Below are 22,003 nucleotides of genomic sequence, written 5' to 3' on the forward strand. Positions count from 1 at the left end.
TCGAGCAACACGGGCGCGAACTGCCTCATCGATGGCGGATTTTCGGTTGGCCTGCCGGGACCCGACCATCGGGTCTGCTGTGGCGAAGGCGTCCGGCAGGTCAACCAAATCTGTTGTTGGCGCCGGCTGGCCCTGTCAGCGGGCCCGACCTGCACCAGCACCGCGCTCAGGCGGCGACCTTATCCTTCTCCCATGCGGGCTCGGCATCCACGGCTTCGCACAGGAATCGGGCATAGGCCGGAACCGTCAGGAACTCCGGGAACTCATCGCCGAGGGCGACCTCCTCGAAAATCTCCCGGGCGTCGTCGAACCGGTCGCCGTCGAAGCGAGGCAGCTTGTCGAACTCTTCGTCCAGCAGTTCGCTGACCCAAGGCGCCGTCACGATTTCGCCGTCGTCAGTGATGGCCTGGACATGGATCCAATGCCAAATCTGCGAGCGGGCAATCTCCGCGGTGGCGGCGTCCTCCATCAGATTGTTCAGGGCGACCGCACCGTGGCCCCGCAGCCAGGACTCGATGTACTGGATGCCGACCCAGAGGTTGCTCCGGATGCCGGCCTCGGTGATCGACCCCTCGGTCCCGGCGATGTTCAGCAGCGCCCTGTCATCCGGGACAACGTCATCGCGGTGGCGGTCCAACTGGCTGCAGCGCCCGCCGAGTACGGCGTCAAAAACTTCCATGGCCACCGGCACCAGATCCGGGTGGGCCACCCAGGAACCGTCAAAGCCGTCGTTGGCTTCACGGTTCTTATCCGCACGCACCTTGTCCATGGCGATGGCGTTGGCCTCCGGGTCGCGGCGGTTCGGGACAAAGGCGGCCATGCCGCCAATCGCCATCGTGCCCCGGCGGTGGCAGGCGCGCACCAGTTGTTCGGTATAGGCGCGCATGAACGGTGCCGTCATGGTGATCTGGTTCCGGTCCGGGAGTACGAAACGCGGTCCCCGGGCGCGGAAGTTCTTGATCACGGAGAACAAGTAATCCCAACGGCCGGCGTTCAAGCCTGCTCCGTGGTCGCGCAACTCATAGAGAATTTCTTCCATCTCGAACGCTGCCGTGATGGTTTCAATCAATACCGTTGCACGGATGGTGCCCTGCGGGATACCGAGCAGGTCCTGGGCCAGGATAAAAATGTCATTCCACAGCCGGGCTTCCAGATGGTTCTCGATCTTCGGCAGGTAGAAGTACGGTCCCTTGCCCTGGGAAATCAGCCGGCGCGCATTGTGGAAGAAATACAGACCGAAATCCACGATCCCGCCGGCAATCGGTTCGCCGCCCACCAGCATATGCTTCTCCGGCAGGTGCCAGCCGCGGGGCCGGACCACGATGGTGGGCAGCGAGTCCTGTGGTCCCAGTGTGTAATCCTTGCCTTCCGGCGAGGTGAAATCGATCCGCCGTTCCAACGCATCCGTCAAGTTGAGCTGGCCCCGGATAACGTTGCCCCAGCTGGGCGTGGACGAATCCTCCATGTCGGCCAGCCAGACCTTTGCACCGGAATTCAGGGCGTTGATGGTCATTTTTCGGTCAACCGGGCCGGTGATTTCCACCCGTCGGTCTTCCAGGCCCGGGGCCGGGGGAGCAACGCGCCAATGCGGATCCTCGCGGATGGCGGAAGTCTCCGGCAAAAACCGCGGATCTGCACCGTTGGCGATCCGGGTGCGCCGTGTTTGCCGGGCCTTCAGCAGCTCCTCGCGCCGCCCAGCGGTGGCCCGGTTCAGGGCGGCAATGAAATCCAAAGCCTCCGGGGTGAGTACCTCGTCTTGGCGGTGGATGGGCTGCGCGGTCAAAGTGATGCCGTTGAAGGTGATTCCATTCAGACTGTTGGTCGAGTTCATGAGAGCTTCTCCTGTGGAGTTGATCGACTGTGCACTAGGTGTCCGAATGAGGGCCAGAGGGACATCTAGTGCACAGTCGATGAGGTGGCGGAGGGTGGACCGGTCCCTATCCCGGCGCGGGTGTCGCCCGGGCCAGGGCCCGCCCATCCCGTTAGTGGAACTGCTGTGTTTCGGTTGATCCGGCCAGGGCGAGGGTGCTGCCGGAGGGGTTCAGGGCCGTCGCTACCTGATCGAAGTAGCCGGTTCCAACTTCACGCTGGTGCTTGGTTGCGGTGTAGCCGCGGTCTTCGGACGCAAATTCGCGTTCCTGGAGTTCGACGTAGGCGCTCATGCCGTCGCGGGCGTAACCGTGGGCGAGATCGAACATCGAGTAGTTGAGGGCATGGAAGCCGGCAAGGGTGATGAACTGGAACGTAAAGCCCATGGCACCGAGTTCGCGCTGGAATTTGGCGATGGTGGCGTCGTCCAGATGCTTCTTCCAGTTGAACGACGGCGAGCAGTTGTACGCGAGCATCTGATCGGGGAACTCGGACTTGACCGACTCTGCAAATTTCCGGGCCAGGGCAAGATCCGGGGTGCCGGTCTCCATCCAGATGAGGTCGGAGTAGGGCGCGTAGGCCTTGGCCCTGGCGATGCACGGTTCAATTCCGTTGCGGACCTTGTAGAAGCCTTCTGCCGTACGCTCGCCCGTGATGAATTCCTGATCCCGCTCATCCACATCGGAGGTGATCAGGGTGGCCGCTTCCGCATCCGTCCTGGCAATGACCACCGTCGGGGTACCGGAGACATCCGCGGCGAGGCGGGCCGCGTTCAGCGTGCGGACGTGCTGCTGGGTGGGGATCAGCACCTTGCCGCCGAGGTGGCCGCACTTCTTTTCCGATGCGAGCTGATCTTCCCAGTGCACGCCCGAGGCGCCGGCCTGGATCATGGACTTCATCAGCTCGTAGGCGTTCAGCGGCCCGCCGAAACCGGCCTCGGCGTCGGCAATGATCGGGACCAGGTAGTCCTCGACGCTCTGGATGCCCTCGGCGAATTCGATCTGGTCCGCCCGCAGCAGTGCGTTATTGATCCGGCGGACCACCGTGGGAACCGAGTTAACCGGGTACAGCGACTGGTCCGGGTAGGTGTTGCCCGAGGTGTTGGCGTCCGCTGCGACCTGCCAGCCGGAGAGGTAGATAGCCTTGAGGCCGGCCTTGACCTGCTGTACGGCCTGGTTACCGGTCAGCGCGCCGAGTGCGTGGATGTAGCTGCCGTCCGCCCGTCCCGCCGACAGTTGATCCCAGAGTTTCTCGGCGCCGCGGCGGGCGAGCGTCTGCTCCTCCCGAACCCGGCCGCTGAGACGGACGACGTCGGCGGCCGTGTAGTCCCGGGTCACGCCTTCCCAGCGGGGGTTGGCTGCCCACTCGAGTTCGAGGGCGGCTGCAGTTTGTTCGTTGTTCTGCTCCGGCGTCATTGCGGATTCGTTTTCTGCGGTCATGGTCTCGCTCCTTTGCGGTAAATCCCGGGTGCTGCTGTCGATCTGGCGGTGGTCCGTCCCGGATGAACAAACTTGGTGATTAGTGCTGTTCCGGATCGGGATTCACGTTCCTTCTTCGTAAAAACAACTATTCCGGGGTTTTCAAGGACTTTCTAGTGTCAATCACTGGAAAGATTGCCACTTCTTCGCTTATGCTCAAGAAATGGACAATGCAGGTTGGAATCGAAGCACGACGAGCACCCGCAAGGACCCTGGCGCCGGGCAGGAAGGCGAACTCGACATCATTGCGCTGGGCCGGCGCGTGCGGCATTTGCGCAAAAAAAAGTCCATGACATTGGACGATCTCGGCGCGAAGGTGGGGACAGCGCCGTCGCAGCTTTCGCTGATTGAAAACGGCAAGCGCGAGCCCAAACTGACGTTGCTCCAGCATCTCGCCGGGGCGCTGGACGTGGGCATGGACCAGCTGCTCGGCGCGGAGCCGCCCAGCCGCCGGGCGGCCCTGGAAATCCAGTTGGAGCGGGCGCAGCGCGGGCCGTTGTACGAGTCGCTGGGATTGCCGAAAGTCCGCGTCAGTTCACGACTTTCCACAGAGGTTTTGGAATCCCTCGTGGGTCTGCAGCACGAGTTGGAGCGCCGCCTGGATGAACAGTCCGCGACACCGGAGGAGGCGCGCCGGGCCAACACCGAACTGAGGGCCGAGATGCGGGCGCAGAACAACTATTACCCCGATATTGAGCGGGAGGCGCAGAACCTGCTCCAGGCGGTGGGTCATGACCGCGGCCCACTGTCCCACCATGTCGCTGCGGACATCGCCGAGCACCTCGGATTCGGTCTGCATTATGTTGGTGACCTGCCCCATTCCACCCGGTCCGTGACGGATTTAAAGAATCACCGAATTTATCTCACCCAGGGCCAGCGTTCGGATCATGATCCGCGGTCTGTGCTGTTGCAGGCCGTGGGTCACTACGTGTTGGGTCATACGACTCCGGTCGACTATGCGGACTTCCTGCGTCAGCGCGTCTACACGAACTATTTTGCGGCGTCGCTGCTGATGCCCGAGCGCGCCACCGTGGAGTACCTCAAAGAGGCGAAGGCAGCCAAGGAGCTCGCCATCGAGGATATCCGCGACGCGTTTGCGGTCTCGTATGAAACGGCCGCGCACCGCTTCACCAACCTGGCCACGGAGCATCTGGGCATCACCTGCCACTTTCAAAAGGTTCATGAGAGCGGGATCATCCATAAGGCCTATGAGAACGACGGCGTGAACTTTCCCGCCGATCACACCGGCGCCATCGAGGGGCAGGCGGTGTGCCGGTTCTGGACATCACGGGCAGTGTTCGATATCCCGGACAAGTTCCGCGCGTTCAATCAATACACGGATACGGCCGTCGGAACCTACTGGTGCACGGCCCGCACGGAGCGGCATTCGTCGGGGGAATATTCGCTGAGCATTGGCGTGCCGTATGCGCATGTGAAATGGTTCCGCGGCCGCGATACGACGGAGCGCTCGAAGTCCGGCTGCCCGGACGCGTCGTGCTGCCGGCGCCCGCCGGCCGGCTTGTCCGCGCAATGGGCCGGCAATGCGTGGCCCAGCACGCGCGCCAATTCGCACCTGCTCGCGGCCATGCCACAGGGCGCATTCCCTGGGGTGGACGAGACCGAGGTCTACCGGTTCCTGCAGGCGCACTCCACCCCTTAGCTGAGCGTCATGCCGGCGTTTTGGACAGATGCCGGTGAAATTTCCAAGGCCTCCGTCCATATCAGCGGCAGTCCAGCCAGAGCCAGCCTCGGAGGCATTCACGACTAAGGCGTGGCAGGATTGATTCCGATCCGGGTGCAGACGGATCCAGTGCTAATACAGCGCCGCGGACGGTACCGAACCGTCGAGGCAGCCAACCACTATTCCAGATTGAGATTTGTCATGCCATCACCGGAACAAAAGACACTGCAAAATTCCCCGGCCGAGTCAGCCGCGCATCGCGCTGCCCGGCACAAGCCAGCCGCCACCGCCGCCTGCTTCGCCTCGATCGGCAGCCCCTACTTCGGCATCATGATGGCCTTCATGGCGGTCATCGTCATCCTGTCCAACATCGGCGGCGCCAAGGGAGTCCAATTCGGGCCAATAACCACGGACGGCGGTTTCTTCCTCTTCCCGTTCGCCTACATCCTCGGTGATGTGATCAGCGAGGTGTACGGATTCAAAGTCGCGCGCCGGGCCATTCTGACCACTTTTGCGCTCTCCGTCTTCGCCTCGCTGACCTACTGGATCATCATCATCCTGCCGGGGTTCACGGACGAATTCGGCCAGACGAAGCAGACGGCACTGGAGGGCGCGTTGGGACCGGTGCCGCAGATTGTGCTGGCCAGCCTTCTGTGATTCGTGGCCGGACAGACCATCAACTCCCTGGTGATGGTCCGGCTGAAGGCCCGCCAGGGTGAACGCCGGCTGTGGGTGCGGCTGATGGGTTCCAGCGGAGTGGGCGAATTCGTGGACACGCTGATTTTCTGTTCCATCGCGGCGCCCATTATCGGCATCACCGGGTTCGGGATGTTTGCCAACTATGTTCTGGTCGGATTCGTTTATAAAACGCTCGTCGAGTACCTCTTCGTGCCGCTGACCACCGTCGTCATCAAATGGATCAAGAAGCGCGAGCCGACGTATGGAATTTCCGGCGCACGCCCGGACGGGAGCGTTTTAGAGGACGGATCCGCCGCGGTGCCGGGCGGAAGTTTCTAACGGACGCCGCCCTGCCAGAGGGCGTCGAAGGGTGCGTGCGAGGACACCCGGGCCTTGATCCCTGCCGTAACAAATTCCTTGGCGGTCCTTGCCGCGTCCAACGTCGCCGCACCCTTGGCCAGCTCCGCCGCGACCGCGGCTGCCAGCGAGCAGCCGGCGCCGCTGACGGCCGCTTCGCCGACCTTGGCTGAGCTGAGCACCTCCAGGGTCCCTCCGTCGTAATAAACGTCGACGGCGTCGGGTCCGTACAGCCGGACGCCGCCCTTGGCCAGCACCACGGCTCCGCTGATCGCATAGATGCGCTGCGCCGCTTCCTTGAGGTCCTCAACGTCGTCGATCGCTTCCATGCCCGAGAGGGACAGGGCTTCGAAATGGTTGGGTGTGACAAAGGTGGCCAGCGGAAGGATCTGGTTCTTCAGCGCCGCGTCCGTAGCCAGCGCAGCTCCCGGCTCCTGACCCTTGCAGATCAGCACCGGATCAAGCACCAGATTCTTCGACGGGCGCGCCTGTAGGGCCTGCGCAACGGTCCCGATAGTGGCGGGCGTGCCGAGCATGCCGATTTTCACGGTATCCAGGTCATCCGGACCGTAGGCGGCGAAGGAGGCCTCCAGCTGATCCGCGATCACCTCGGCATCCAAGGGCATGAACCGGTGATTCCAGTTGTCCTTCGGATTAAACGACACGATGCAGGTCAGCGCCGCGATACCGAATACGCCCAACTGCTGAAACGTCTTCAAATCGGCCTGCGCCCCCGCGCCTCCGGTGGCTTCCGAGCCGGCAATGGTCAGGGCGATGGACGGTCGGTGCAGGGCCGCTGGGGCAGAGCTGTGTGAGGACATCCTCCATCTTGGACCGGCATACCGGCTCCGTCCAAGCCGACAGGACGCCTGTCAGCGGACGGCGTAGTAATCCGCCAGCGTCCGGGCCTTGAATTCGAAGAAGCTGCCGTCCTCGATGCCCAGCCGGGCGTCGTCGACCATTTTGACCACGAAGCGCTCATTATGGATGGACACCAGCGTCGCCGAGACCATCTCCTTGGCCTTAAACAGGTGGTGGATGTAGGCGCGGCTGTAGTTGGCGCAGGCGTAGCAGTCGCAGCCGTCCACGAGCGGCCCGAAGTCCCGTTTGAAGCGTGCATTGGAGAGGTTGCGGCGTCCACGCGGCGTGTAGAAAGCGGAGGTGCGGGCAACCCGGGTGGGGGAGACGCAGTCGAAGGTGTCCGCACCGTTTTCAATGGCGGTGAAGATGTCATCCGGTTCCGAAATGCCCAGCAGGTGCCGCGGCTTGTCCTCCGGAAGTTCCTCGTTGCACCAGCGCACAATAGTGCCCAGGTTTTCCTTCTCCAGCGCCCCGCCAATGCCGAAGCCGTCAAAGTTCATGCCGCCAAGATCGCGCGAGGCCTTCCGGCGCAGATCCTCATACTGGGCACCCTGGATGACGCCAAACAGGGCCTGGTACGGCTTGTCCTCCCGCTCGGCGGTCAGCCGGAAATGTTCGTCAACGCAGCGCTCGGCCCAGAGCCGGGTCCGCTCCAGCGACATCTCCTGGTAGCCGCGGGAGTTCATCAGCGTGGTGAGTTCGTCAAAAGCAAACATGACGTCCGCACCCAACTGGTGCTGCACGCGCATGCTCACCTCCGGGGTGAAGCGGTGCCGGTCGCCGTTCAAATGCGACTTGAACCAGACGCCGTCGTCGTCAATATGTGCCAGCCGCTCCTTGCCCGCCGCGACCCTATCGTCCGAACCGCTGTCCGCACCGGACCCGCCGGCCTGCGCGGTGTCCATGGTGATGACTTTCTTGAAGCCCGAGCCCAGCGACATCACCTGGAACCCGCCGCTGTCCGTGAAGCTGGGGCCGGCCCAGTTCATGAACCTGCCCAAGCCGCCGGCCTCGTCCACCAGATCGGACCCCGGCTGCAGATACAAATGGTAGGCGTTCGCCAGCAGCGCCTGCGCGCCGAGCTCCTGCATCGACTCGGGCAGCACGGCTTTCACGGTGGCCTTCGTGCCCACGGCGATGAACGCCGGGGTCTTGATTTCGCCGTGCGGCGTCACCATGGTGCCGGTGCGGCCGTGAAAGCGGCCCCCGTTGGCGCCGGTCTGCCCCGCCGTGGGGCTGCAGGAATCGCTCAGGCGCTGGTCGATGGTAAAGGAGAACTGGGACTGCTTAGCGGAGGAAGGCACCTCCCCATTTTGCCAGCATCGCCGACACACGCCCGTCGCCGGAAAATTCCTGCCCCGCAGGGGTGGCGGCGCGCCGGAAGATAAGTACGCTGGGTATGTCAGAACGCATTGGACTCCCTCAGCTGCACCCCTCATCCAGGAGACGTTCATGTACAACACGGAACTTCCGCAGGATATCCCGACCCGGGGGCCGGCGAAACCCGTCCCTTACCTGATCAGCGGGGTGTTGCTGATCATCGCCATCGTCTTCCCGCTGATCGTGCCGATGTATGCCCGGGCCACGCCCCGGGTAGGCGGTCTGCCGTTTTTTTACTGGTACCAAATGCTCTGGGTTCCCATTGATGCGGTGCTGATCGGCATTTGCTACGCCCTGACGAGCAGGGAGGACCGTCGGCGCCGGGAAGTTCTGAAGCGGCCAGCTGCCGGTAGTGCGGGCGGCGGTACAACCGACGGCGGCGCAGTCCGATGAGCGAGTTGACCGGTTTGGCGACCGGCTTCCTGCCCGGGGCTCTGCCCGCAACCCTGGCTGCTCCTCTGTCCTCTCCTGTGTCCGCTCCACTCTCCGCGCCCGCGGTCCTGGCGGCGGGCGCGGTGAAACCGGTCGACGGCGTGGCGCTGACCGTCGTCGTCGTACTTTTTGTGCTGGTCGGCGTGCTTGGTTTTTATGCGGCCCGCTGGCGCGGCGGGGGCAAGGAGGGGCTGCATACCCTCGATGAGTGGGGTCTGGGTGGCCGGAAATTCGGCTCCTGGATCACCTGGTTCCTGCTCGGCGGGGACCTTTATACGGCCTACACCTTTGTCGCGGTACCCGCCGCCATGTGGGCCACCGGAGCGGTCAGCGGATTCTTTGCCGTGCCGTACACTGTGGTGCTGTATCCGATCGTGTTCCTGCTGATGAGCCGGCTCTGGTCCGTCTCGCACCGGCACGGTTTTGTCACCACCGCCGACTTTGTGGGCGGACGGTACGGCAGCAGGACGCTCACGCTGGCCATCGCCGTGACCGGCATCGTGGCCACTATGCCGTACATCGCGCTGCAGCTGGTCGGCATCAAGTCGGTGCTAACGGTGCTCGGGGTGGGCAGCGGTGCGAACTGGTTCCTCAATGACCTGCCGCTAATTGTGGCGTTTGTGGTGCTGGCCGCCTACACCTACACCTCCGGTCTGCGCGCTCCGGCGATGATCGCCGTCGTCAAGGATGTGCTGATTTACCTTGCCGTGCTGGTGGCCATCATCTACCTGCCGGGTAAGTTCGGCGGCTGGGGGCACATCTTCGGTGCGGCGGAAACCAAACTGGGCGCCGTGAGCGCTGCCACCGGCAAGCCTGTGGGATCGGTGATTCCGGGCGCCTCCAGTTTTTCCGCCTACTGGACGCTGGCCCTCGGCTCGGCCCTGGCGTTGTTCATGTACCCGCATTCGGTCACCGGAGTGCTGGCCTCCAAGAGCCGCAACACCATCCGCAAGAACGCCGCGCTGCTCCCGCTGTACTCACTCATGCTGGGATTCCTGGCGCTGCTGGGATACGTCGCCATCGCCGCTGGCACCAAGCCGACGGAGCTCAACGGCAGCATTAACCCCCAGCTGGTGGTCCCGCAGCTGTTCCTGGACAACTTCCCGTCCTGGTTCGCCGGGATCGCTCTGGGGGCCATCGCCGTTGGAGCGCTCGTGCCCGCGGCGATCATGTCCATCGCGGCGGCTAACCTGTTCACCCGCAATATATACCGGGAGGTTTTCAGGCCGCAAGCCACCGCCCGGCAGGAGGCGAAGGTCTCCAAGCTCGTCTCGCTGGTGGTGAAGTTCGGGGCCCTGATCTTCGTGATCGCGATGGATCAGTCCGCGGCGATCAATATGCAGCTCCTTGGCGGAATCTGGATTCTGCAGACCTTCCCCGCCATCGTGGCCGGTCTCTACACGCGCTGGTTCCACCGATGGGCGCTTTTTACCGGCTGGGCTGCGGGCATTATCTACGGCACTGTGGCCGCCTACGGCGTGGTCAATCCGGTGACGAAGGCGCACTTCGGCGGCTCCATCGCGTCGATTCCGGGGACAAACGTTCAGGTCTACATCGCCATCGTGGCCTTTGCAGTGAACATTATTGTGGCGGTGGTGCTGACCCTGGTCCTGCGGGCGCTGAAGGTTGCGGAGGGGCGGGACCTTACCCGCGCCTCGGATTACGGTGCGGATGAAGACGATCCCAAGGTGCAGAAGGTGGCGCGCGAACTGCCCAAGGAACCGATCGCCTGAGACTCTCCCTCTCCACGTCGACCTCTCCGTCGCACTCCCCGTCACCCCCAAGGGGGTGAGCCCCTCAGCCCTCGGGGAAGTTCTGCTCCATGAAAGCGTCCCACTGTTCGGAAATTTCCTCGAGGGCGGCGGCGCCGAGGTCGTAAGTGGAAGCGATGACCTGCGCCCCTTTTGCCGGCCGGATCCCGGCGAGCGGTGCCTGTTCCGCGAGCACGAGGAGGCCGTCGCCGCGTTCGGCGTAGCCGTGTACGGTAAGCCCCAGCTGCGTTTCTGAGCGGTACCAGACCTTGCCTTGGAGCTCGGCTCCGGTGCTCAGCGTCAGCTCATAGTCCTCCCCGGATTCGGGCAGCCAGCCGGTATCGATGCCCAGCGCTTCCCAGAGGGAGCGGGACGAGGCGGTCATGCCGTCGGCGAAAATCGTGCGACGGGTGCCGTGCGGGTGCCGCTCAAGCGCAAAACGGAGCTGCTGGATGAAGATCGCCCAGCCTGCGGTGATGTCGCTGTCGTAGGCGGCCCATTGCCCGGTGGCCTTGCCGCGGGTCATGGTCAGAACGGTGCCATCTGCCATCGGCGTGAGCGTGAAGACGTCGCCCATCTCCAAATGTAGCGTCAGATGATCGGTGCTCTCACTGACCTTGGCATAGTAGATCTCCGCAATCTCATCCGACAGGCTATCCGACTCCCAGCCGTGCCACTGGGCGATTCGGGCCGGCTCCCGGAGCATCCGCCAGACCTGCTCGGCGTCGGCGTTGATGTGCACTGAAAGCTCGTTATTGCCCATGGCCCGAATCTACCCGAGGCGGCGCCCGGCGGCTAGGGTTCCGGCGGCGGCGGCCGTGCCTGGCTGTCCGAGGGCAGGGACGCGTATGCGCGCCTTTCCGGCAATACCGGCTCAGCCGGAGTGCTCGGAGCGGCTGGTGCGGGTTCGGATCTCGGTCAGTTCGTTGTTGATCCGGCGCAGCAGCTCTGCGTCGTCGTGCGTCCGGGAGCCGCCGTGGGCCAGCAGATGCAGCAACGTGTTCAGGCGCAGCTCACGCCACTGCGGCTCCTGATCGCGTTCACCGTTGGCGATGCTGCGGTTGATTTCCTTGTCGTACAGATTCGGCTCATCGAGGCTGCGCTGCCGCACGGTGGCGTTGATTTTCGCCCGGAACGCATCCAGCTCCGCCCGGTCCGGTGCCCGCAGCGCCTCGGCCAGCTGTTCGGCGCGGTGCGCGTCGCCGTTGCTGCGTGCAAGGTAATAACTCACCGCCAGGCAGTGCTCGATCGGATTCCAGCGCCCTGGGTTGGCGTCGTAGGGCAGATCCACAATAAGGCCGGCGACGGCGACGGCGTTGCTGTCGTCCTGCAGCTCGACAAACAGCACCTGGACCAGATCGCGGACAACCTGCAGATTCGCCCCGGACTTGTAGTTGAGACCCTTGGCCAGCCTCCCGGCCAGCCGCTGGACCGTCTCGTGCCCGCCGTGGGCGGCAGCGGCGGCAGCAACGACGGCCTCCGGAGTTCCGGCATCCGCGGGGATCTTCGGTGCGGCTTCCGGCGCGGGTCGCCCGGCCCCGGGCCGCGACGTGCCGTCGTTGCCGGAGACCACTGCGGTTCCCACGCGCTGACGCGGTGCTGTGCCAGCGGGGCCGGAACGCGGTGCTGTGCCAGCGGAGCCGGAACGCGGCCCTGTGCCGCCGGTCCGGGCGCCGGGAGAGACATGCGGGGCCGGCGGTCCGGCCAATCGGATCGTGGACGCGGCCGAAACCCGGATCGTTTTTCCGCCGCCGCAGCCGAGGATGGCGACGGCCGCCTGGCCGTAGTCGTCCTGCTCCCAGCTGACGGAGAGGATTTTGGTGCTGGACCCATCCGGGGCTGCCACCAGATGACCCGGTCGTACCAGGGAGACGGGAACCGTCTTCGAGTCCTCCCCGGCACCGGTCTCCCCGGTGCCGGGCGCTGCGGAATCCGTCATGTTATGGCCCTCAAATCGTTGCACGTGGTTATCCCAGTATAGGAAAGCGGTGCGTGGTTAAGACCGCCAGCCCGGACTGGCGCGTTCGTCAGCCGCAGAAGCCGGCGATGGTTGTTCGTCAGCCGCAGACGCCGGCGAAGGCCAGAGCCTGACGCACCAGATCGCCGCGTCCGCCTGCGAATTCGCTTTGCACCATCGGGCTCAGTGCCTCCTGCGGGGTCATCCAGCTCAGTTCCAGGGCGTCCTGCCGCGGATTGCATTCGCCTGTCACTGGGATGACGTACACCAGCGCGACGGCGTGCTGGCGCTCGTCGGTGAATCCCGTCTGGGAAGGAGCCGGGAAGTACTCGGCGACGGTGCATGGGACGGGACTGATGGGCAACTGGGGCAGCGCGAAGGTGCCCAAATCCTTCTCAAGATGCCGCAGCAGCGCCGCGCGGATGGTTTCGCGGTACTGCACGCGGCCGGAAACCAGCGTACGTACCATGGCGCCGTCGTCGTTCGCCTGCAATAGCAGCCCCACCTCGTTCACGTAGCCCAGCGGGTCCAGCCGGACCGGCACCGCCTCCACGTAGACCATCGGCAGCCGGTTGCGGGCTTCGAAGAGGTCATCCTCGGAAAGCCAGCCTGGATAAGGGTCTGGTGTTCGTACGCTCATCCTTCTGTTCTACCCCATCCACAGCGATCGGCGACGCACTTCGCGCCCATGGTCGCGGCCGGACTGGGCGCGTAGTGCGACATCGATGGCGAGAGGGGGTGTTGGGTGAGGGGTGGCGGGGGAATGGGTGGCGCGTTAGGGTGTGCGCATGGTTGCAGAACTGCCCGAACTACTCCTGCCCGATGCCGCAGCCTGGCGCCGATGGCTGGCGGAAAACCACAGCACCAGCCCCGGCATCCGGCTGGTGCTGCATAAGAAGGGTAGTACCGTAACCGCGCTGACCTACGCGGCGGCGCTCGACGAGGCCCTCTGCTTCGGCTGGATCGACGGCGTAATCGGGCGCCGGGACGAGGGCAGCTATCTGACCCGGTTCACTCCGCGGCGCCGCGGTAGCGTCTGGTCCCAGAACAATGTGCTCAACGTTGCCCGGCTGCAGGCCGACGGCCGAATGCACACTGCAGGGGAGGCCGCTGTGGCCGCGGCGAGGGCGGATGGGTGTTGGGAAAGAGCCTATGCGGGTCAGGGATCGGCGGAGGTTCAGGCGGATCTGGCCGCGGCCATTGCCGCGGAGCCGCAGGCGCAGGCCATGTTCGAGGTGCTGACGGCCAGCAACCGGTATGCCCTGATCTATCGTGTGAACGCGGTGAAATCGGAGGCTGCGCGAACCAGGAAAATCAACGGACTTGTGCAGATGCTGGCACGCGGGGAAACTCCGTTTCCGCAGAAGAGGATGCCGAACTAGTGCCGGTGCCGGTGCCGGTGCTTGCGCTGATGCCGGTGCCTGGGCAGTTACCGGAACGCTCCCACCCGGAGTTCCGCATTGGGGCACGAGCAAGGCCGATCAGTCGAACGGAAATGCCACTCCCTCGCCCACAACGCGCAGGCTCAGCCGCACACCGGGTCGGGCCAGCATGGCGTTCCAATGCCGGATGCTGATGATCTCTCCGCCCTTGGGTTGATGCGGATCACCGGAGGGCGCGAGCGGTTCCAGCTGCAGCCGGACAGTGGTTTCGGGCCCAAAGTAATCCGTGTCCACCACGGTTCCGTGGATCGGCCCATCCTCGGCAATGCGGATCTGTTCCGGCCGCAGCATCAGCAGCACGCGGCCCTGGGACGGTGGGCGGCGGACCGGTATTCCGCCCAGCGAACAGGTGGCCAGTGAGCCTTCCATCCAGGCCTCCAAAATGACGGCGTCGCCAAGGAATTCCGCGGTGGCCCGGTCCGCCGGCCGAGTGTAGACCACAAACGGATTACCGATCTGCGCCAGCGCGCCGTTCCGCATCACGGCTACCTGGTCCGCGAAGGAGAGCGCCTCCGCCTGGTCGTGCGTGACCAGGATGGTCGTGACCCCGGCCGCGGAGAGTGTCTGGGCCACGGCGCGCCGGGTTGCCACCCGCAGGCCGGCATCCAGGGCGGAAAACGGTTCATCGAGCAGCATCAGTTCGGGCTCCCGGGCCAGTGCGCGGGCGAGGGCGACGCGCTGCTGCTGGCCGCCGGAGAGCTGATACGGACGGCGCTTGGCGTAGGACGGGTCCATCGAAACCATTTCCAGCAGGTGCGCGACGCGGTCCGCCGCGCCCTTCCCCCGGGATGCCAGGCCGAACGCCACATTCTGTCCCACCGTCAGGTGCGGGAACAATGCACCGTCCTGCGCCACGTAGCCAACGTTGCGCCGGTGCGCGGGCACCCAGTCCGCCGGTCCGGCCACGACCTGCCCGTCGAGCGAAACAGTGCCCGCATCCGGAGCCTCAAAACCCGCGATCAAGCGCAGGAGCGTCGTCTTGCCCGACCCGGAAGGTCCCACGATCGCCGTCGTCCGTCCCTTCGCGACGGCCAAATCCACACCCTTGAGGACCTCCGTGCTGCCGAACGTCTTGCGGACCCCCTCAACCAGCAGATGGTTATCCGTGGTGGCGGCTACCGGCGGGGACGTCCGCCGGGCCCGCGGACCACGAGGGTGACGCGGCCGCTGCTGAGTCTGGTGCGGTTCAGTCACTGTCCGGCTGCTTTCTTGGATTGCGAGAAGAGGAGATAGGTCATCGGGGCCGACAGCAGGATCATCAGCATCGCATAGGGGGCCGCTCCCGTATAGTCGATCTCGCTGCTGAGGGTCCAGAATTCGGTGGCGAGCGTCGTTGTCCCGTTCGGTGCCAACAGCAGGGTGGCGGTCAACTCGTTCACAATGCCCAGAAAGACCAGAGCGGCGCCGCCCGCCGCGGCCGGGGCACTGAGCCGCAGCGTCACCTTCAGGAAGGCGGTAAGCGGTGTCTTGCCCAGAGCCCGGGCGGCCTCGTCCAGCTCCCTGGGTGCCTGCGCCAGCCCGGCGCGCAGATTGACCAGGGCGCGCGGCATGAACAGCAGCACGTAGCCGCCGACCAGTACGGCGGAGGTCTGATAGATGACGGGAAGCCCGTGCACCGTTATGGTCACAAACGCCAGCGCGACGACGATGCCTGGCATGGAGCTGCTGATGTAGTTCACTGCCTCCAGGGTTTTGCTCAGCCAACCCGGGTGCCGGACGGCGAGATAGGCCAACGGGAACGCGAGCACCGTGGTGAGCAGGGCCCCGGCCACACCGTAACCGAGCGTCTGCAGCAGCGAGGTCAGCAACTCCGGGCGCACCCAGATCCCGGCGCCCCCGGCGATCAGCCAACGGCCCACGTGAAAAAGTGGCACGCCGAGGGCCAGCGCGGTGAGGCCGAGCAGGCCCAGCTGTGCGGGGAACCTGTACCGTCCTAACTCCAGTCGGGTGGGTGCGGCCTGCGCGCCGGAGCCAATTCGCGCATACCTCGCGTTGCCACGGGTTCGGGACTCCGCGAGCAGCAGCAACAGACAAAAAAAGACCAGCACGCTGGCGAGCATATTGGCCGCGGCGCCGTTGAATGTGGATTGGTACTGCTCGTAAATGGCTGTGGTAAAGGTGTCGAAGCGGATCATCGCAAACGCGCCGTATTCGGCCAGCAGATGCAGGGCCACCAGCAGCGCGCCGCCAGCGACCGCAAGCCGCAGCTGCGGCAGCACGACGCGTGCGAACACCCGCCAGGATCCCAGGCCCAGGGAGGCGCCGGACTGCTCCAGTGCCGGGTCCATCCGGCTCAGCGTGGCGGCGACCGGAATATAGACCAGTGGGAAATAGGAGAGCGTGGAGATCAGCACGCCACCGAAGATCCCACTCAGCGACGGCACCGCGCTGACCCAGGCATAGCTGTTGACGAAGGCCGGAATGGCCAGCGGGGCCGCCAGCAGGAGCGACCAGGCCTTGTGCCCGCGCAGGGATGTGCGCTCCACCAGCCAGGCGCCGCCGACACCGAGGACCACGCACAGCGGCACGGCGATGACCACCAGGGCAATGGTATTCATCAGCAGCGCGGCCACCCGCGGACGGAAGACCAGGGTGGAAATAGTATCCCAGCCCGCGCCGATGGTCATGTCCACCACATAGCCCAGCGGCAGCAGCGCAAATGCCGCTATCAGAACGCAGATCAGCACCACGGCTGGCGGGGGGCTGGAGCTGTTGCCCCTGCCCCCCGCCGGTCCGGGTACCTTGGCCGGATCCGCTGTCAGCGGCGCCGCCGTCGTTTTTTCCACAGGTTCTAGAGTAGCCCTGCACTGGTCATGAGCTCGTTGACCTTCTGTGAGTTCAACTTGGCAGGATCGATCTTGGGAGCGTCAAGGTCCGCGAGCGGGGTGAGCTTGTCATTGGCGGGAACATCGCTGGCCACGGGGTATTCGAACGACGTGCCCGTCTGCAGGACCGTCTGGCCCCCCTTGCCGGTAATGAACTTCAGGAACTGCTGGGCCTGTGTCTGGTGCTTGCTGGACGCCAGGACACCGCCGCCGGAGATGCTGACAAATGCGCCCGGGTCCTGGTTCTTGAAGTATTCCAGGGACACGTTGTTGCTGTTCTCACCGGTCTTGGCCTGATCGCCGAAGTAGTAGTAGTGGTAGATGATCGCCCCTTCCACCTCTCCGGCGTTGACCGCCTTCATGGCCGTGCTGTTGCCCTTGTAGGCCTTGGAGTTTTCCTTCATGGACTTCAGCCAGCTCAGTGTGGCGTCCTCGCCCTTGAGCTCCAGCATGGCGGAGACAATGGCCTGGAAATCCGCGCCCGAGGGGGAGGCTGCCCAGCGGCCCTTCCAGGCGGAATCGGCCAGATCCATGATGGACTTGGGCAGCTGGTCCGCGGAGAGTTTGGTCTTGTTGTAGGCGAAGACCGTGCTGCGGGCGGCAATGCCGGTCCACTTGTTGGTGGAGGGGCGGAACTGCTCAGGAACCTGCGCCACGGTGTCCTTGTCGATGTCCGCGAACAGGCCCGCGTTTTCCACCTGCGTCATGGCAGGGGAGTTCTCGGTCAGGAACACGTCCGCCGGCGAGTTTTTGCCCTCCTGGGTCAGCTGGGCGGCCAGCTCGGAGTCGTCGCCGCTGCGAAGCGTGACCTTGATGCCGGTTTCCTTGGTGAACGCGTCGGCCCAGGACTTGGTCAGCGTCTCGTGCTGGGCGTTGTAGACGGTGATCCCGTCGGCGCCTCCACTGCTTCCGGAACCGGTGGAACTGCCGCTCCCGCAGGCAGACAGCGTCAGCAGGGCAACGGTGACGGCGGCGATGCCGGCCGCAGATTTGGATGCTATCTTAAGGCGGAACTTCACGTCAGGAGGGCCTTTCCATAGTGGATCAGGGAAGTGGAGGGGGGAAGGTCGGTCACCCGGCTTCCTCAACCGACTTTAGGTGAGCCAATCCTAACTATCCAAGCAAAAGTCTTCCTTTGTGATCAGGATCACGTTAAATACAGCACATTTCCGTTGCGGAATTCTTATTTCATTGCGGTGGTGCCCATTTCAACGACGACTATGTGAAATCCGGAGTCACCTGCACCTCGGGTTAAGCTGCGCTCTCCAACTTCAGTAGCGACGCCGCCGTCTTCGCAGTCAACCATTTCTTCATAACCCATTCAGCGGGACGATGGCGGCGGTCTCTCAGGGCTGCGGCCCCGGGTCACATAGGTGACTTCACCACCGAAGGCGGCACGATTGACCGCACCGGAAAATTTATCTCGCCTGCGACACGGACCACTCAGCGTTCTTGCCGCGATGTACGCCAAGTTAGCCAACTACGCCAACAAAGTTGCCAGCGAGCGGTCTGCTGAGCTGGAAGGCGGATTCGAACGTCATCCACGCCTGGAGCTGGGTGGACAATTCCACCGGCTGCCCGGCCCGATAGCTTACTTCCGCCGGAAGACCGATATCGCTGCTGAAAGCAGGCTTTGGATCGGTTCGCCTTCCCTCCCAGAGTTCGTCGGCCGTGTCCAGGACCAGGTCTGCAGCCAGCCGTCGGGTTCGTTCGGGCAGGGCCGAATGCCGGGCTGCGAAACCCAGGTACCGGACGAGAATTCCGGTGAACAGGCCACCGTCGCCTCCGCCGTGCAGCCGTAGCGGGCTTCGGGTGCCGCTCTCGTTCTCCAGTACCTCGTGTTCCACTGTTTTCGCGGTCAGCTGACGGGCGACGGCGTCAATCAAGTCGGCAGCATGCGCCAGGTTGCGCTCGCCGCCAAGCTCCAGCATCGCGGCGAGCACGGGACCCTGGTTGTAGCTGTAGATGGTTCGTTCGATTTCCGGTCCGGCCGCCTGCGGGTGGACTCCGTCCAGGTAGAGGCCCTGGCCCGGGTCGTACAGCGTGTCCCGGAGCCAATCGACCAGGCTTTGTGCGCGATCGGGCTGGCCGTTGCGGGCGAAATAGAGGGCAGAGGGGCCGCTGGCCGGTGTGTTTTTGTAGTCGCGTTTCCGGGACCAGAAGATGCCCCCGCCCAGATCATTGGTGTGGGCTCGGGCCAGCTGGGTACCCAGCACCCTGCCGGCTCGTCGGCCGCAGCGCATGCCGTCGGTGCCCCGGGCGCCGGGATTGTGGGAGCGTGAATTGACGATGCTGAACATGGCGTCCATGCGACCTGCCGCCAACGCCAGCCACGCCATGTCGTCGTAATAGTTGTTGGTCAGGCGCAGGAAATTCCGCAGGCGAATGGTCCGCAGCAGCCGCCGGGCCTGCAGGAACGGATCTGCTCGATCCGTCGGTCGGCCCGCGGCACGGAACGCCCCACGCGTTGCCCGGCCGGTACGTGCCGACTGTTCCGTGCTCTGCCGCCAGGCCGAATCCACCAGGGCATCCAGATAATGCGCCTGCCACCAGTAATTCCATTCGGCCCACGGCGAGAAGTTGCGACGGGTCGGGCAGTGGGAATGGGCCAGCCACGTGCCCGGCAGCCCGAGAAGCCGATGTCCAAATCCGGTGTTAATCGCGTCCGCGGCCACCTGGGCCCGCAATGACCACTGCGCCGCATCGGTTCTCATGGCCGTAACATTACCGTGGCATTCGGAGCGTGCTGGTGGTCCCAACCGAAACCAGTCGGCACCTCGTGATTCCCCGGGAACCCGACGCGCCCGTGCTCGCGCTGGAGAAGTTGTTCGCACAGACGGGAACCACTCCGGCCGACATCGGCACGTTTGATTGGCTGGTCCCGCAGCAGGTGCCGGTCTCGGCCTGGTCCTAAATGCCGACTTCGTGCTTGCCTCGCCCACGGCATCGTTTCTGAGCGTCGATGCAGGAATTGGGCTGACCCCGGACTGCGGTGTTTCGTTTCTATTGCCCCAGATGATCGGCCCGGCGCCGGGCCGCGGAAATGTGGCTAAGTGGCAGGGTGGCGCCCGGCAGCTGGGAGCGCGGCTCGCCAGCGGGGCGACTCCGATATTGGGTCCGACGAAGCGTTTACTGGTCAACAGCAGGCAGACGGCCTAGCGGGTGGGGCCCCAGCGCCGGGTTCCCGCCCACGGGCATTTCAGTTAGGCTTCATTAACAGTTTCAGTACGGACCATCGCAACCTCGACGTGGAGGAATTATGGACATCAGCAATGCCGTCGCATTAATTACCGGAGGAGCCTCCGGCCTGGGCGCCGCAACGGCCAGACGCCTGCATGGGCTTGGCGCCGCCGTCGTGCTGGTTGATCTGCCGCAGTCTGCCGGTGCGGATCTGGCCGCAGAACTGGGCGACCGGGCGGTTTTTGTGGCCGCTGACGTCAGCAACGAGGAGCAGGTGCAGGCCGCCGTGGACGCCGCGACCCGCTTGGGCCCGCTGCGTGTGCTGGTGAACTGCGCGGGCGTCGCGACGCCGGGCAAGGTGCTGGGGCGCGATGGCGTGCTGCCGCTGGAGAACTTCAGCAGGGTCATCCAAATTAATCTGATCGGCACCTTTAATGTGCTGCGGCTGGGCGCGCAGGCGATGGCGGCCACAGATCCGCTGGAGGGCGGATTCGGTACGTCCGAGCGCGGCGTCATCATCAATACCGCGTCCGTCGCGGCCTTTGACGGGCAGATCGGCCAGCCCGCCTACGCAGCATCCAAGGGCGCAGTGGCAGCGATGACGCTCCCGGTGGCGCGGGAGCTGGCGCGCTCGCTGATCCGGGTGGTGACCATCGCGCCGGGAATTTTCGAAACACCCATGATGGCGGGGCTGCCGCAGGCGGCTCAGGATTCGCTGGGAGCTGCGGTTCCGCACCCGTCCCGGCTCGGGAAGCCGGCCGAATATGCGGCCTTGGTGGAGCATATTGTGGCGAACGAAATGCTGAACGGCGAGACGATCCGGCTGGACGGCGCGATCCGGATGCAGCCCAAATAATGGGGAGTCCGCACGACGATCTGCCCCCGGCGGATTTCTACGATTTTGAGGCTCTGCTCTCTGGCGCGGAGCGGGCCAAGCTGGCGCAGCTGCGGGAGTTCCTGGCCGCAGAGGTGGCGCCCTATGCTACTGATTGGTGGAATGCCGCGGAATTCCCGGCCCATATTCTGCCCAAGCTGGCCGGGCTGGGTCTGAGCTCACCTGCACAGCAGGGGTACAGTCACCTTTTTGCCGGTTTCGTGGTGGCGGAAATGACCCGGGTGGATACCTCGCTGGCCACGTTCTTCCTGGTCCACCATGACTTGTTCGTTCAGTCGTTGCAGGAGTTCGGCTCGGACGAGCAGAAATCGCGGCTGCTGGCGGATGCGATGGCACTGCGGATTACCGGCGCTTTTGCCCTCACCGAGCCGGATCATGGCAGTGACGTGGCGGGTGGAATGACGACGACGGCAACCCGGTTCCGCGGGACCGGCGGCGCCGCGGACAGCTGGGTCGTCAACGGGTCCAAACGCTGGATCGGCAATGGGACGTTCTGCGACTACATGCTGCTCTGGGCCAAGGACACCGACACCGGTCAGATCCGCGGTTTCATTCTCGATGCTCAGTTGCCCGGCGTGACGCGGACCAGGATTGAGCACAAGATTGCGCTGCGGACGGTGCAGAATGCCCATATTCTGCTCGAAAACGTGACAATTGCGGAGGCGGATCGGTTTGCGGGGATCGATGCGTTCGCCGATACCAATCAGCTGCTCCTGGGTTCCCGGGTGATGGTGGCGTGGCAGGCGGTAGGGCAGCAGTTGGCCGCGTTCGACGTCGCCCGCGCGTACGCTGTCGAACGCGAACAGTTTGGGCGACCGCTGGCGCGCTTCCAACTGATCCAGCAGCAGCTGGTCCAAATGCTGGGAAATGCGACGGCGAGCCTGGCCATGATGGTGCGGATTGCTGGGCTTCGCGATGCGGCCGATGCGGGCGGAAGTGCCGGTGCGCGGATGGGGCAGGTCGCGCTGGCGAAGGCCTTCACCACGGCCAGGATGCGTGAAACGGTGGCGATGGGCCGATCGCTGCTGGGCGGCAACGGAATTGTCACCGACTACCGAATGGCCAAGATTTTTGCCGACGCCGAGGCGATCTACACCTACGAGGGCTCGCACGAAATCAACACGCTGATCACCGGCCGGGCGATCACGGGCGTTTCCGCGATCGTCTGAGCCGGTGGGGGCCGCGGGAGCGCAGTGGGCCGGTTCAGCGCGTCTGCA

19 protein-coding genes and 1 pseudogene are annotated in these 22,003 nt (G+C 64.5%); 9 read left to right on the top strand and 11 right to left on the bottom strand.

Annotation, left to right across the window (positions count from 1 at the left end; translation table 11 throughout):
* Positions 1-166 precede the first annotated feature (166 nt).
* Together aceB and aceA are read right to left on the bottom strand one after the other, a co-directional pair.
* The gene (gene aceB / locus ACLLJI_RS01840; protein WP_434617251.1) at positions 167-1,831 is read right to left on the bottom strand and encodes a malate synthase A; all 1,665 of its coding nucleotides are present in this window, start codon (positions 1,829-1,831) and stop codon (positions 167-169) included.
* Positions 1,832-1,982: 151 nt separating this feature from the next.
* Positions 1,983-3,284 (bottom strand): isocitrate lyase, encoded by a 1,302-nt coding sequence (gene aceA, locus ACLLJI_RS01845; protein WP_434621075.1) that lies wholly within the window; start codon positions 3,282-3,284, stop codon positions 1,983-1,985.
* Between the two features lie 226 nt (positions 3,285-3,510).
* Here aceA and ACLLJI_RS01850 point away from each other — a divergent pair, with 226 nt between their 5' ends.
* Both ACLLJI_RS01850 and ACLLJI_RS01855 read left to right on the top strand, forming a co-directional pair.
* The gene (locus ACLLJI_RS01850) at positions 3,511-5,007 is read left to right on the top strand and encodes a helix-turn-helix domain-containing protein (RefSeq protein ID WP_434617254.1); all 1,497 of its coding nucleotides are present in this window, start codon (positions 3,511-3,513) and stop codon (positions 5,005-5,007) included.
* A 222-nt stretch (positions 5,008-5,229) separates the two neighbouring features.
* Positions 5,230-6,045, top strand: a pseudogene (locus ACLLJI_RS01855) (queuosine precursor transporter).
* On the opposite strand, the gene ACLLJI_RS01860 reads toward ACLLJI_RS01855, so the two are convergent.
* Both ACLLJI_RS01860 and tgt read right to left on the bottom strand, forming a co-directional pair.
* The gene (locus ACLLJI_RS01860) at positions 6,042-6,884 is read right to left on the bottom strand and encodes a hydroxymethylpyrimidine/phosphomethylpyrimidine kinase (RefSeq protein ID WP_434617256.1); all 843 of its coding nucleotides are present in this window, start codon (positions 6,882-6,884) and stop codon (positions 6,042-6,044) included. The pseudogene ACLLJI_RS01855 and the gene ACLLJI_RS01860 overlap by 4 nt on opposite strands.
* A gap of 51 nt (positions 6,885-6,935) precedes the next feature.
* Positions 6,936-8,228 (bottom strand): tRNA guanosine(34) transglycosylase Tgt, encoded by a 1,293-nt coding sequence (gene tgt, locus ACLLJI_RS01865; protein WP_349361639.1) that lies wholly within the window; start codon positions 8,226-8,228, stop codon positions 6,936-6,938.
* A 148-nt stretch (positions 8,229-8,376) separates the two neighbouring features.
* On the opposite strand from tgt, the gene ACLLJI_RS01870 reads away from it, so the two are divergent.
* Positions 8,377-8,697 carry a DUF3311 domain-containing protein gene (locus ACLLJI_RS01870; protein ID WP_434617259.1) on the top strand — a complete coding sequence of 107 codons (321 nt, stop codon included), beginning with the start codon at positions 8,377-8,379 and terminating at the stop codon, positions 8,695-8,697.
* Positions 8,694-10,469, top strand: a complete 1,776-nt coding sequence (mctP, locus tag ACLLJI_RS01875) for a monocarboxylate uptake permease MctP (RefSeq protein WP_434617262.1) — start codon at positions 8,694-8,696, stop codon at positions 10,467-10,469. The genes ACLLJI_RS01870 and mctP overlap by 4 nt, the downstream gene beginning before the upstream one ends.
* Before the next feature lie 64 nt (positions 10,470-10,533).
* Here mctP and ACLLJI_RS01880 read toward each other — a convergent pair whose 3' ends face one another.
* The 3 genes from ACLLJI_RS01880 to ACLLJI_RS01890 all read right to left on the bottom strand — a co-directional run bounded on the left by ACLLJI_RS01880 (position 10,534) and on the right by ACLLJI_RS01890 (position 13,084).
* Positions 10,534-11,250, bottom strand: coding sequence for an SRPBCC domain-containing protein (locus tag ACLLJI_RS01880; protein ID WP_434617265.1), 717 nt, complete (start codon positions 11,248-11,250; stop codon positions 10,534-10,536).
* 111 nt (positions 11,251-11,361) lie between these two features.
* Positions 11,362-12,426, bottom strand: a complete 1,065-nt coding sequence (locus ACLLJI_RS01885; protein ID WP_434617268.1) for a DUF6707 family protein — start codon at positions 12,424-12,426, stop codon at positions 11,362-11,364.
* Between the two features lie 118 nt (positions 12,427-12,544).
* Positions 12,545-13,084, bottom strand: a complete 540-nt coding sequence (locus tag ACLLJI_RS01890) for an NUDIX hydrolase family protein (RefSeq protein ID WP_434617271.1) — start codon at positions 13,082-13,084, stop codon at positions 12,545-12,547.
* A 148-nt stretch (positions 13,085-13,232) separates the two neighbouring features.
* Between ACLLJI_RS01890 and ACLLJI_RS01895 the strand changes: the two genes are divergently transcribed.
* Entirely contained in the window at positions 13,233-13,826 is a 594-nt protein-coding gene (locus tag ACLLJI_RS01895; protein WP_434617275.1) for a YdeI/OmpD-associated family protein, read from the top strand.
* 99 nt (positions 13,827-13,925) lie between these two features.
* Here ACLLJI_RS01895 and ACLLJI_RS01900 read toward each other — a convergent pair whose 3' ends face one another.
* The 4 genes from ACLLJI_RS01900 to ACLLJI_RS01915 all read right to left on the bottom strand — a co-directional run bounded on the left by ACLLJI_RS01900 (position 13,926) and on the right by ACLLJI_RS01915 (position 19,425).
* The gene (locus ACLLJI_RS01900) at positions 13,926-15,080 is read right to left on the bottom strand and encodes an ABC transporter ATP-binding protein (RefSeq protein WP_434617278.1); all 1,155 of its coding nucleotides are present in this window, start codon (positions 15,078-15,080) and stop codon (positions 13,926-13,928) included.
* Positions 15,077-16,576, bottom strand: coding sequence for an ABC transporter permease (locus ACLLJI_RS01905; RefSeq protein ID WP_434621078.1), 1,500 nt, complete (start codon positions 16,574-16,576; stop codon positions 15,077-15,079). The genes ACLLJI_RS01900 and ACLLJI_RS01905 overlap by 4 nt, the downstream gene beginning before the upstream one ends.
* A gap of 101 nt (positions 16,577-16,677) precedes the next feature.
* The gene (locus tag ACLLJI_RS01910; RefSeq protein WP_434617281.1) at positions 16,678-17,730 is read right to left on the bottom strand and encodes an iron ABC transporter substrate-binding protein; all 1,053 of its coding nucleotides are present in this window, start codon (positions 17,728-17,730) and stop codon (positions 16,678-16,680) included.
* Positions 17,731-18,183: 453 nt separating this feature from the next.
* Entirely contained in the window at positions 18,184-19,425 is a 1,242-nt protein-coding gene (locus tag ACLLJI_RS01915) for a glycoside hydrolase family 76 protein (RefSeq protein WP_434617284.1), read from the bottom strand.
* Positions 19,426-19,460: 35 nt separating this feature from the next.
* On the opposite strand from ACLLJI_RS01915, the gene ACLLJI_RS01920 reads away from it, so the two are divergent.
* The 4 genes from ACLLJI_RS01920 (at position 19,461) to ACLLJI_RS01935 (ending at position 21,955) form a co-directional block, all read left to right on the top strand.
* Positions 19,461-19,625, top strand: coding sequence for a hypothetical protein (locus ACLLJI_RS01920; RefSeq protein ID WP_434617288.1), 165 nt, complete (start codon positions 19,461-19,463; stop codon positions 19,623-19,625).
* A gap of 11 nt (positions 19,626-19,636) precedes the next feature.
* Positions 19,637-19,870, top strand: coding sequence for a hypothetical protein (locus ACLLJI_RS01925; RefSeq protein WP_434617291.1), 234 nt, complete (start codon positions 19,637-19,639; stop codon positions 19,868-19,870).
* A 100-nt stretch (positions 19,871-19,970) separates the two neighbouring features.
* Positions 19,971-20,747 (top strand): 3-hydroxyacyl-CoA dehydrogenase, encoded by a 777-nt coding sequence (locus tag ACLLJI_RS01930; protein ID WP_434617293.1) that lies wholly within the window; start codon positions 19,971-19,973, stop codon positions 20,745-20,747.
* The gene (locus ACLLJI_RS01935; RefSeq protein ID WP_434617296.1) at positions 20,747-21,955 is read left to right on the top strand and encodes an acyl-CoA dehydrogenase family protein; all 1,209 of its coding nucleotides are present in this window, start codon (positions 20,747-20,749) and stop codon (positions 21,953-21,955) included. Before ACLLJI_RS01930 ends, ACLLJI_RS01935 begins: the two co-directional genes overlap by 1 nt.
* The last annotated feature ends 48 nt before the right edge of the window (positions 21,956-22,003 follow it).

Origin of the sequence: Arthrobacter sp. A5, from assembly GCF_051131705.1 — a bacterium.
Taxonomy (GTDB): domain Bacteria; phylum Actinomycetota; class Actinomycetes; order Actinomycetales; family Micrococcaceae; genus Arthrobacter_M.